Below are 10638 nucleotides of genomic sequence, written 5' to 3'. Positions count from 1 at the left end.
AGAAGGCAAGGCGGCGGTGTTTGACATGGCGCTGAGCAAGGCCGTGGACAAGGACACCACCATGACGTTCAAGCTCGGTGGCCAAGTTGATGCCGCAAATGATTTGGGCGCTGTGAGTGTCAGCATCAATGGCAGTCCTGCAACTTTGTCTGGCCCAGATGCCAACGGTAACTACAGCTTCACGGTGCCCGCAGGCACCACGGGTGGTATCCAGGTGCATGTGCCGACCAAGGTGGACTTCATCTATGAGGGCTCGGAGACAATCACGCTGTCTGCAACCTTGTCTGGCTCCACAGCGAATGGCGAGAGCTTGCCTGCAGGGATCAGTGACAGTGGTGATGGTGTGGTGAAAGACACCAACAAGCTGCCAGTGCTGGAGAGTGACTCTGCGACGGGGCTGGAGGATCAGGCGACACCGATTGCCGGCAATGTGCTGACGAATGACACGGAGGCAGATAGCAACCAAGCCTTGACAGTGAAGACTTTTACGGTAGGTGGCAATACGTACAACGCGGGTCAGTCAGCAACGCTGCCGAGTGGTGTATTGACGATTGCTGCAGATGGAGCCTTCAGATTTGTTCCTAGCGCGAACTGGAATGGTACTGTTCCAACCGTCACCTATGAAGCCACGGATGGTATTGCGACGGAGTCTTCCACTCTGGTGATCGATGTAAAGCCAGTCAACGATGCTCCAACCTCGGCAGATGCTTCTGCCAACGTCACAACGGGCAAGGTCTATACGTTCAAGGCCACAGATTTTGCCTATCAGGACCCTGTGGAAGGTGATGCGCAAAAGAGCGTGATCATTTCCAAACTGCCAACCAACGGGACGCTGACATTAGATGGCAACAGCGTAACCGCGGGAGCTTCTATCAGCGTGGCCGATATTGCAGCAGGCAAACTGAAGTTCACACCCTCCACCAACGGTCAGGAGGGAACGTTCAACTTCAAGGTGCAAGACGTAGGCGGTACTGCTGACGGTGGAGTGGATACGTCCGCAGAGTACAAATTCGTCATGAAGACCAACAATATGATTTCCGGCGACAACAAGGGGTCGACCCTGACCGGGGGATCTGGCAATGATGTGATCTTGGGCGATACAGGCGGGACTGTTACGAACGTACAGCCAGGGAAGAACTACAACATTGCACTGGTAGTTGATGTTTCAGGCAGCATGAAGGATCCTTCAGGGACGCCAGGCTTGAATCGCTTCCAATTGGCTGTGCAAGCGCTGGAAAGTTTTGTCAATGGCATCAAAAACCATGATGGCGTGGTCAATGTGCAATTGATAGCGTTCAGTGACACAGTCAAAAAGACTTATGAAGTAAAGGGCTTGAATGCGTCAAAAGCACAGCTTTTGATTGACGCGATCAAGTCCATGCCGGCGCCAAATGAGGGCACAAATTATGAAGCCGCTTTCAATCGTGCTGTTTCTTGGTTCAATGGCTTGCAAACCCAGCCCAACGCCTCCAGCTTTGAAAACTTGACATATTTTCTGACTGATGGAAATCCGACTTACTACCTCAATAACCAGAATAATGTGGCCGGTACTGGATCATCGACCACATACGAAACAATGCGTGACTCAGTGTCCTCTTTTGCACCTCTGAGCAAGATCAGCAAGGTGAATGCGATTGGTATGGGATCATCCGTTTCGGAAGCTTACTTGAGGTTCTTTGATAATTCGGATACCACGGGCCAAGGGTCAGCGGCTTTCTCTGGGCAGTGGCCGTGGAGTCCTACACAGTACGTCACAGGCTCTGTTGGAGAGCCCCAAATTGTGAATACTGCTGAAGAACTGGCAGCAGCCTTACAAGGGGGAAGCTCCATCACCGATCCATTGCCGGTGGGCAATGACATCATAGACGGCGGTGATGGCAATGACATCTTGTTTGGCGACACGATCAATACAGATGGAACGGTCTTGCCATGGAATGAAATTGCTGGTGGCAGGCCTGCCAACTTGCCAAATGGTTCAGGTTTGCTGGCCTTGCAATACTTCCTGGCTGCCAAGCATGGTCATGCTGCAACCAATGCAGAGCTGTATGACTATATCCAGGCGAACCATGAGAGATTCAATGTCGCGAATGATCCCCGTGGGGGTAATGAAACCTTGCTAGGTGGCAAGGGGGATGACATCCTCTATGGTCAAGGTGGCAATGACATTCTGGATGGTGGTGAAGGTGCAGACATCCTGTACGGCGGCACCGGCAATGACACCTTGATTGGCGGCAAGGGATTTGATACCTTGGTGGGAGGAGCCGGGGACGACATTTTCTTGTGGAAAGCCGGGGATGCAGGCACCGTTGCAGCCCCTGCGAAGGACGTCGTCAAAGACTTCGGCATGGCAACTGGTTCTGCCAACGGAAAAGATGTCTTGGATTTGAGCGATCTTTTGCAAGGGGAGACTGGAGCAGATCTCACCAAGTTCCTGCATTTCAGCACCGAAACCAGTGGATCGCAGACCCATACTGTGATCAAGGTTTCAACCACTGGCGTCCTGGGTGCCGGGGGGAGCAACTTTGACCAGCAAATTACCCTGGAGAACGTCAACTTGGTAACTGGCAATGACCAGAATCAGCTGATCAATGACTTGATTCAGCAAGGCAAATTGCGAGTGGATCAATAAAGAGTCGTCGTTTGTGATGGTAAAAGGGCGCTTGCAGCTGCAAGCGCTCTTTGTTCTCGCAAGGCCGTTGGTCAGCTATCACATCTCCGTCATCTACTTTGGGAACCATGCACCGATTGCAGCTCCAGCCAAGGCATCAAAAGCTCAGTCGCCGTGCGTTGCTGTCCGGCGCGGCGACGATGATTTGTGCAGCGCTGGCACCGGTGTCCATAGCCTGGAATGCGCAGAGCCTGCAATCGAGCATGCAGCAGCGCTTTGGTCAGCCAGGGCTAAAGCGTTTGCAGGCATGGATGCAAATTCTGCAACTTCAGCAGGGGCGCGAAATTGGTCAGCAGCTTGCAGCCATCAATGATTTTTGGAATATCCATGTCTTAGCTGGCGTTGATCAGCAAATCTGGAATGAGGCGGATTACTGGGCCACACCCATTGAGAGCCTGGGCAAAGGCACTGGCGACTGCGAAGACTTTGTCATTGGCAAATATTTTTCACTGATTCGACTAGGGGTACCCGCACAGCAAATGCGCTTGATCTACGTTCGTGCGAGGGTTGGAGGGATAGGGAGCCAGCGCAGTGTGGCGCACATGGTGCTGGGCTTTTATGCCAGTCCCCAAGTAGATCCTCTGGTGTTGGATAACCTGGTGGGCAGCATACAAGTTGCGAGCCAACGTACCGATCTCACACCTGTATTTAGTTTTGATGCCGAAGCGGTGTACGTTGGCGGAGCGCGGTCCGCGTCATCAGATCGCATCAACCGTTGGAAAAATCTGCTGGTGCGTATGCGCCAAGAAGGGTTCGATGTATGAAGAAACCCATGTCCTTGCTGCGACAACTTTTGCTGAGTCTCTCCATTGCGCTATTGGGCATATTGGCTGGGACTTTGCTCTTCAGCCTGGATGGCGCACGTAGTTATCTGGGGGATCAGCTACATAGCCAAAGTGAAAATGCGGTGACAGCTTTGGCTCTTTCCTTGTCACAGCCGGCCAATCAGGATCCGGTGACACAGGAGCTGTTGATGTCTGCATTGTTTGATACCGGACAGTTCGATGCAGTGCGAATGGTTGCACCGGACGGAGAGACCTTGTTTGAACGCCAGCAATTGGAGGACTTGCGCCAAGAGCGTGCGCCTCGGTGGTTTCAGTGGTTGATGCCTTTGCCCAGCGCACAAGCGGAGCGCGCTGTGAGTAATGGATGGAAGCAGCTGGGCTTTGTGTCTGTGACGGTAGATAACCAGGTGGCGCAAGAAGCCTTGTGGATCAGCAGCGTCAAAATGACCGCCTTGATTGTGGCTGCAGGTTTTGCTTGGGCCATTTTTGTAGGCTATCTGTTGCGCTGGTTCCGGCGTGTCCTGGCAGATGAGGTGGCTGGGCAGGTCATGCGCATTGGTATGGAGCAAGAAGAAAGGCATGTTCAGTCGGCACAGCTGCAAGAGTTGCAAGCGGTGACAAGCGCTATTCAAACCACCCATGAGCGTGTGCAGCACACCGAAAAGCTGCAGCAAGAACGCATTGAGAGTCTGGAGCTGGAAACGAATTGTGATCCGGTCACGCAGTTGCCCAACCGCAAGTATTTTGTGAATGAGCTCAAGAAGCGTTTGCAGGGCGGCTCCGAGACACATGGATATGTGCTGCTGGTGCGACAGCGTGATTTGCAAGGGCTCAACAGCATGTACAAACGCCAGGATGTGGATGACTGGCTGAAAGGTATTGCACAGCAAGTACGCAATGTGTTGATGCACAAGAATTTGGAGCATGCATTGCTGGCTCGCATCAACGGTAGTGACTTTGCGGTACTTTTACCGGGGATGCCCAGTATGTCTGCCATGAAAGTTGTGCAGCAGCTGCGTCAGATGTTGCAGCCCTTGCGCTTGCGTCTGGAGGCTGACCAATGGTCGCGTTGGGCATTCGCACTGACAGCGTATGCAGATGGTGACCAGATCAGCAACGTCCTGGTGCGTCTGGATCAGGCTTTGATGCGTGCGGAGAGTGCAGGGCATGGAGAGGTGGAATATACGGAGCTCGCAGCTACCAGTGTTGTAACGCATCACGCAGGCGAAGGGCAATGGCAAGATGTGTTGCACAGCGCATTGCGGCATCCACAGCAACTGAGCTTGACGGTGCAGTCACAAACTTACACTTCGCAGGTGGATACGCAGAAGTGGCAAGAGGCAGCTTTGCAGTTGCATGAAGCCGACGGCAATGTGCTCGAAGCTGCTTTGTTTCTGCCTGCAGTAGTTCGGTTGGGCCTGTCTGCAGAATTTGATTTGAAGGCGGTGCAACTGGCCATACGGTGGCTGGCATTGAATCCACATAACACGATGGTGCTGCGGATTTCTCTGCCCTCGTTGGAGCAGTCGAATTTTGCAGAGCACATGGGCACACAGCTACTGGAAGAAGGCTGGCGGGATGTACTTCCGAAGTTGATTTTTGAGATTGACGCGTTTGCTTTGGAAGCTACGCCAAGCAAGGCGGTGGCTTTTTGCAATGCAATGGTTAAAGCTGGTGCAAAAGTGGGATTACGTCGTTTGGACCAGTCACCGATGGCATTGCCTCAGTTGCCGCAAATACAACCGAGCTATGTGAAGCTTGGTGCTCAGTTTGCCGACCAGGCCATGCAGAACATGGGGACAAGGAGCCTGCTGGAGGCCATGCTGGAAACTGCACAGGCACAAGGTGCTGCTATTTACATCACGGACCTGGTGTCGGGAAATACTGCAGATTGGTTACGTGCCAAAGGGGCGAGCCTTCCAGTTGCGGGCAACTAGAACCGTGGTGTTAGTGGCACGCCAAGCGCGCCGGTCTCATGAGGCGCCGGGCTTTCAATGATCGGAAATAAAAAAAACGCCGAGTGCGCAATGCAACCCGGCGTGTCAAAGGAGGAGACAACGGCAGCGGAGATCAGCTGCCTGTCGGACGCTTAAACCTCTGCGCCAGACTCTTTCACGACCTTGCCCCACTTGGTGGCTTCGGTCTTGATGAAGGCATCAAACTGGGCGGGAGTGTCGATGGTCACTTCGCCACCCTGGTCTGCAATCTTTTTGATGACGGCAGGGTCTTTGAGCACCTTGCTCAGCGATGCATGCAATTTGTCCATCACAGGTTGCGGAGTACCTGCGACAGCCCACAAACCAAACCATGAAGTGGCTTCATATCCAGGAACACCTGCTTCTGCCACGGTAGGTACATCGGGCAACTCGGGCGAGCGTTTGGCGGTCGTGACGGCGATGGGGCGCAGCTTGCCGGAACGCACGTGCTGAATGGCCGAGGGCATGTTGTCAAACATGATCGCAATCTGGTTGCCCAGCAAATCGGTCACGGCGGGGGCACTGCCCTTGTAGGGGACGTGCACCATATCGACCTTAGCCATGGTCTTGAACAATTCGCCGGAAAGATGGATGGAGCTGCCGCTGCCCGAGGAGCCAAAGTTCACAACACCAGGGTTGGCCTTGGCATAACTGATCAGTTCCTGGACCGTCTTGTAGGGTTGGCTGGGGTGAGCCACCAGCAAGTTGGGAACATTGGCCACGCGGCTCAAGGGGGCAAAGTCCTTGATGGGGTCGAAAGGCATCTTCTTGTAAAGCGCTGCATTGATGGCATGCGTTCCTACGGTGCCCATGAAGAGGGTGTAGCCATCGGCAGCTGCACGTGCAGCTGCCTGACCACCAATGTTGCCGCCAGCACCTGGGCGGTTGTCGATGATGACGCTTTGGCCGAGGTCGTTGCCCAGTGCCTGGCCGACAATGCGCGCCAGGATGTCGGTGGTACCGCCAGCAGAGAAGGGAACAATGATGTTGATGGGTTTGTTGGGGTAGTTCTGTGCAGCAGCGGGAGCAATACCGGCGACAGACAGTGCGGCAACAGCGAGTGCCTTCAGACCATGACGGCGCGTAAAAATGAGGGAGGAATCAAACACCAAAGTCTCCTTGAACAGGTATCAAAACAAGCATCCCTTGCACCACATCAGTTGGCTCAGTGAGTGGGCTTGGGTGAAAGGTGGCTGCGCATGCGTGGCACAGCCATCCGGTTTAAAAAGTGTGGAAGCAGCGTGCTCCACGGACAAACGCGTTATTCCTGAACGATGGCAGATGGGTGGTTGGCCAGAGGCTTCACCTTGATCTGCATGTATGGGAACAGGGGAAGATTGCTCAGCATGGTGTGCAGCTCGTCATTGCTGGCTGCATCAAAAATGCTGACGTTGGCGTACTCGCCCACCACGCGCCACAGGTGGCGCCACTTGCCTTCACGCTGCAGTTTTTGCGAGTATTCCTTTTCTTCCTGCTTGATCTTTGCGACGACAGCAGGGTCCAAGGAGTGGGGAATCTGAACCAGCATTTCGACCATATACAACATGGAAGGAGTTCCTTATCGTGAGAGTGTGGGAAGAGAACCTGGCGATGGCTTACAGCAAAGGCCAAATGAGCATGGTGGAGGCGTAAATCACGCCAACCAGCATCATGGAAACTACGGTGTATCCCATGATGTCTTTGAGCTTGAGCTTGGACAGGGCCAGCGCTGGCAGGATCCAGAAGGGCTGCACCAGATCGTTCCAGCCATTGCCTAGCATCACCGACATGGCAGTCTGTGCCTGGGAAGCCCCCAGGGTTGTGGCTGCATCAATCATGAAAGGCCCCTGCAGTACCCAGTGACCGCCGCCGGAAGGTGCAAAGAAGTTGATGAAGAAAGAGCTCACCAGACCCCACAGCGGCAAGGTGTCTACCGTGGAGATGTTGACGAACACTTCTGCAATTGACTCCACCAGCCCTGATCCGTGCATGATGGCCATGATGCCGGCATAGAACGGGAACTGAAGAATGATGCCGCCGATGGTCTTGACGCCTTCATTGACCTTCTCCACGTATTGCATCGGGGTCTTGAGCAGCAAGATGCCCAGAAACAAGATGAAGAAATTGATCATGTTCAGGTCGAGGTTGCCACCTTTGAAAAAGTGCAGACCCACATAAGCCATACCGCACAAGCCAATGAGCAAGCTCAGCAGGCGGCTGTTGTTGAGGCGGTAAGCCAGAGTCTTTTCGTCGCCCAGCAACTCGCTGGACGCAGAGCCTGACTTGTTTTCCTGTGCGATGACCGAGGGGTCCAGCTCAACCACTTTTTCGCCTTGTTTGGGGTGCATGGCTGCGTTGAGCAATGGCAGTGCAATCAGAACCACCAAACTGGTGATCAGGATAGGTGCAGAGAAGATGGTTTCCGTCAGCGGAATCAATCCCATGGTGCTTTCAAAGGTGTGCCCTTTGGTGGAAATCAGCACAGGAATGGTCGCGGAGAAGCCCAGGCTATACATCGTGAAACCGGTATAAGCCGACGCAATGATGAGTGGGTAGTGCACGCCCTTTACGCGCAAGGCCAGTTTGCGCGCCATGATGCCGCCAATCACCAAGCCAAAACCCCAGTTCAGGTAGCTACCCACGCAGCCCACGATGGTGGCGACGATGATGGCTTGGCGAGGTGTGTCTACATAGCTGGCAATTTTGTCCAGGAACCGGTTCACCACGGGAGCCGCAGCCAAGACATAACCCATGACCAAAATCACGGCCATCTGGGTGGTGAAGGCCAGCAAACTCCAGAAACCCTTGCCCCAGTCTGCAACTACCAAATCAATCGGACGACTTTCTACCGCAAAGGCCAGCGCCATGGTCAGCAAGGTGAGCAAGATGGCGAAGACGAATGGGTCGGGCAGATACTTGCGCATCAGCTCCGTGAAGAAGGCTGTGATTTTGGACATTGGTATCTCCCTTGTCTGTTAATTGCTATGTGTGTGTAGAGGGGGAAGCGATTGGCTGCAGAAACGTGAAGCCTGCTAGGAGCGTCCTATTCAGACGCTGGCGACACCGACAGTCATGCCACCGCAGACATACAGAATCTGGCCGGTCACGAAGCCGCTGCGCTCGTCGAGCATGTAAGAGACAGCGTGTGCGACATCTTCTGGTGTGCCTACGCGTTTGACAGGCACGGACTGGATGATCTTCTGGGTACGTGGTGCGTCCGGGGGGTTGGCCTTGTCGAACAAGGCGGTGCGGATCGGGCCTGGACCAATGGCGTTGGCCGTGATGCCGTATTGGCCAAGCTCCAGAGCCCAAACACGGGTCATGCCGATCAGCCCCGCCTTGCTGGCGGCGTAGGCGGTGCGCAGATCCTTGCCCAGCGCAGCGCGCGAAGACATGTTGACTATGCGGCCAAAGCCTTCGGCCTTCATGCCTGGCAGCAGAGCCTGCATGCATTGCAAAGCACAGCGCAAATTCAATGAAATGGCCAGGTCGAACTCAGCCAGGGTTTGCGATTCGGCATCGTTGGGAACCACAACCCCCACGTTGTTGATGAGCCGCGTAATGGGACCGCCTTGCAGAGCCTGCTCCAGCGCGCGGGCTGTATCTTGGACATTGCTGAGGTCTGCTTGAATCGCGCCAGGAATGTGGCTGACTTCGCGGTCAATGATGATGGGCTCATAGCCATCTTCGCGGCAGCGCTGTGCTGCTGCGGCACCAATACCGGCACCGCCACCAGTGATCAGGACACGAGGACGGCCATTGTTGGAAGCATGAATAGAAGACATATGCAAGCAGAGGAGGTTGGGTTACAGACAGCACTTGCCAGCCAGATAGGCTTTGCGCCAGCGCGTGATAGAGACGTGGGCAAAAAGCTCAGCCTGAAAGAATGGATCCGCTTCGATAAAGGCCTGTGCGGCCTCTCGGGTGTCGAGATCCAGCAAATACAAGCCTCCGCCCAGGTCTTCCTGTTCGTCATTCAATTTGGCGCCACAAGCCAGTAGCAGATGCTTGTGGGCCTCCAGGAATTGCAGGTGAGCCGGACGGTGCTGCTGGCGTACAGCCTGGTGGTCAGGCTTGTCAAAGGTCTCGACGATGTATGGCATGGCGGCTCCCTTAGACCGTTGCAACAGGCGTGACAGGAGAAGCCACCGCGCCTGGCAAAAACAGCGGTGGGGCCGTCAACAAGAAGTGGTGGCGCTGATGATCGCGCAGCCACTGTGCCAAGGGTGTCAATTGCCAAAGCTCGCCCAGATGCACGCCCAGCTTGAACAGGCAGTGCTCATGCAATGGAAGCGCGGAGCAGCATGCGGGGCCGGGCTTTGCGGGGTGCGCTTCGACGGCATAGTTGTCCGCAGCAATGGCCGCAATATTGCTGTCAGTGATCCACTGCTGCAGCCTTGCGTCTCTGCCGTCCAAAACGGCGCAGATGTTGTTGAGCACGGCGGGATCTGGCTGCTTGTTCATCTCCAGCACACGCTGCGCAAACCCTGTGTGCAGGCAGACAATGTCTCCAGCCGCAATCTCAACCTTGTCGCGTTCAATCACGCGCATAAGTTCGTCATAGCCCACCAAGGTACGGCTGTCGCCAAAGTGCGCGCGCAAATCAAGCATCACGCCGCGGCCTTGCACGCCATTGCGCGCCATGCCTTCAATGCCCAGGGCCTTGGCGCAACTGGTGCTGGAGGTGTCATCCAACTGTGCAGGAATTCCAGTACCACTCACATCGGAGGGGCCCACGACATCAATGCCTGCAGCAAATCCGTTGTAGTACAACGCTTCGGGGATACCGTCCCCGTTGGCATCGAACAGTGCACCCACATGTGCAAGTCCATCCCACTGCGTAGAGTACTGCAGCGACAAAATGGCCATGTCATCGGAGAGCACGTCGGTGCGGCCTGGCTCCAGCTCCTGGAGCAAACAGTTGAAATTGACCAGCCCTTTGCGCTGTAAGGGACGCAGCACAGGCGGTTTGCGGTTGGGGTTGAGCGCGCTGCCGCCGGGATAGTCCAATGGAAGGCTCAGGGAAAAACGCAGTCCTTCACGCACCTCGGCAACACCCTGGCGAACCTTTTCTGCAGTCAGCAGGTTGAGACGGCCCAACTGGTCGTTCTCACCAAAGTCACCCCAGGTTGACCCTTCGGGGCGCTGTTTCCAACGCGGGTTTTGGGTTGTCATACGTTCTCCAGTCTTCCAATGAACACCGCTGGTTTCAGTCGGTGTGGTTGCCAGA

The 10638-nt window shown here is 54.9% G+C and carries 9 protein-coding genes; 3 read left to right on the top strand and 6 right to left on the bottom strand.

Annotation, left to right across the window (positions count from 1 at the left end):
* The 3 genes from QEP11_RS03425 to QEP11_RS03415 form a co-directional block, all read left to right on the top strand.
* On the top strand, nucleotides 1-2629 hold a 2629-nt coding region (locus tag QEP11_RS03425), incomplete at its 5' end, for a type I secretion C-terminal target domain-containing protein (RefSeq protein WP_284335176.1).
* A gap of 107 nt (nucleotides 2630-2736) precedes the next feature.
* Complete coding sequence (locus QEP11_RS03420; protein ID WP_284335175.1) at nucleotides 2737-3432, top strand: transglutaminase-like cysteine peptidase; 696 nt, start codon at nucleotides 2737-2739, stop codon at nucleotides 3430-3432.
* 8 nt (nucleotides 3433-3440) lie between these two features.
* On the top strand, nucleotides 3441-5390 hold the full coding sequence (locus tag QEP11_RS03415) for a LapD/MoxY N-terminal periplasmic domain-containing protein (protein ID WP_284335174.1): 1950 nt from the start codon (nucleotides 3441-3443) through the stop codon (nucleotides 5388-5390).
* 152 nt (nucleotides 5391-5542) lie between these two features.
* Here QEP11_RS03415 and QEP11_RS03410 read toward each other — a convergent pair whose 3' ends face one another.
* The 6 genes from QEP11_RS03410 to QEP11_RS03385 form a co-directional block, all read right to left on the bottom strand.
* On the bottom strand, nucleotides 5543-6538 hold the full coding sequence (locus tag QEP11_RS03410) for a Bug family tripartite tricarboxylate transporter substrate binding protein (protein ID WP_284335173.1): 996 nt from the start codon (nucleotides 6536-6538) through the stop codon (nucleotides 5543-5545).
* A gap of 152 nt (nucleotides 6539-6690) precedes the next feature.
* The gene (gene catC, locus QEP11_RS03405; RefSeq protein ID WP_284335172.1) at nucleotides 6691-6975 is read right to left on the bottom strand and encodes a muconolactone Delta-isomerase; all 285 of its coding nucleotides are present in this window, start codon (nucleotides 6973-6975) and stop codon (nucleotides 6691-6693) included.
* A gap of 49 nt (nucleotides 6976-7024) precedes the next feature.
* On the bottom strand, nucleotides 7025-8365 hold the full coding sequence (locus QEP11_RS03400; protein WP_284335171.1) for a short-chain fatty acid transporter: 1341 nt from the start codon (nucleotides 8363-8365) through the stop codon (nucleotides 7025-7027).
* 90 nt (nucleotides 8366-8455) lie between these two features.
* Nucleotides 8456-9193 (bottom strand): SDR family oxidoreductase, encoded by a 738-nt coding sequence (locus QEP11_RS03395; protein WP_284335169.1) that lies wholly within the window; start codon nucleotides 9191-9193, stop codon nucleotides 8456-8458.
* Nucleotides 9194-9214: 21 nt separating this feature from the next.
* Nucleotides 9215-9511, bottom strand: coding sequence for a YciI family protein (locus tag QEP11_RS03390; RefSeq protein ID WP_284335168.1), 297 nt, complete (start codon nucleotides 9509-9511; stop codon nucleotides 9215-9217).
* A gap of 10 nt (nucleotides 9512-9521) precedes the next feature.
* Complete coding sequence (locus QEP11_RS03385) at nucleotides 9522-10583, bottom strand: cyclase family protein (RefSeq protein ID WP_284335167.1); 1062 nt, start codon at nucleotides 10581-10583, stop codon at nucleotides 9522-9524.
* Nucleotides 10584-10638 lie beyond the last annotated feature (55 nt).

Origin of the sequence: Comamonas halotolerans, from assembly GCF_030162935.1 — a bacterium.
In the GTDB taxonomy this organism is placed as follows: Bacteria; Pseudomonadota; Gammaproteobacteria; order Burkholderiales; family Burkholderiaceae_C; genus Comamonas; species Comamonas halotolerans.
The sequence above is the reverse complement of the archived record's forward strand: the minus strand, read 5'-3'. Positions and strand labels throughout refer to the sequence as shown.

Bases quoted from the DNA above. Each gene is read 5' to 3' on its own strand.
- QEP11_RS03420 (WP_284335175.1), top strand. From the start codon at position 2,737: ATGCACCGATTGCAGCTCCAGCCAAGGCATCAAAAGCTCAGTCGCCGT.
- QEP11_RS03415 (WP_284335174.1), top strand. From the start codon at position 3,441: ATGTCCTTGCTGCGACAACTTTTGCTGAGTCTCTCCATTGCGCTATTG.
- catC (WP_284335172.1), bottom strand. From the start codon at position 6,975: ATGTTGTATATGGTCGAAATGCTGGTTCAGATTCCCCACTCCTTGGAC.
- QEP11_RS03400 (WP_284335171.1), bottom strand. From the start codon at position 8,365: ATGTCCAAAATCACAGCCTTCTTCACGGAGCTGATGCGCAAGTATCTG.
- QEP11_RS03395 (WP_284335169.1), bottom strand. From the start codon at position 9,193: ATGTCTTCTATTCATGCTTCCAACAATGGCCGTCCTCGTGTCCTGATC.
- QEP11_RS03390 (WP_284335168.1), bottom strand. From the start codon at position 9,511: ATGCCATACATCGTCGAGACCTTTGACAAGCCTGACCACCAGGCTGTA.
- QEP11_RS03385 (WP_284335167.1), bottom strand. From the start codon at position 10,583: ATGACAACCCAAAACCCGCGTTGGAAACAGCGCCCCGAAGGGTCAACC.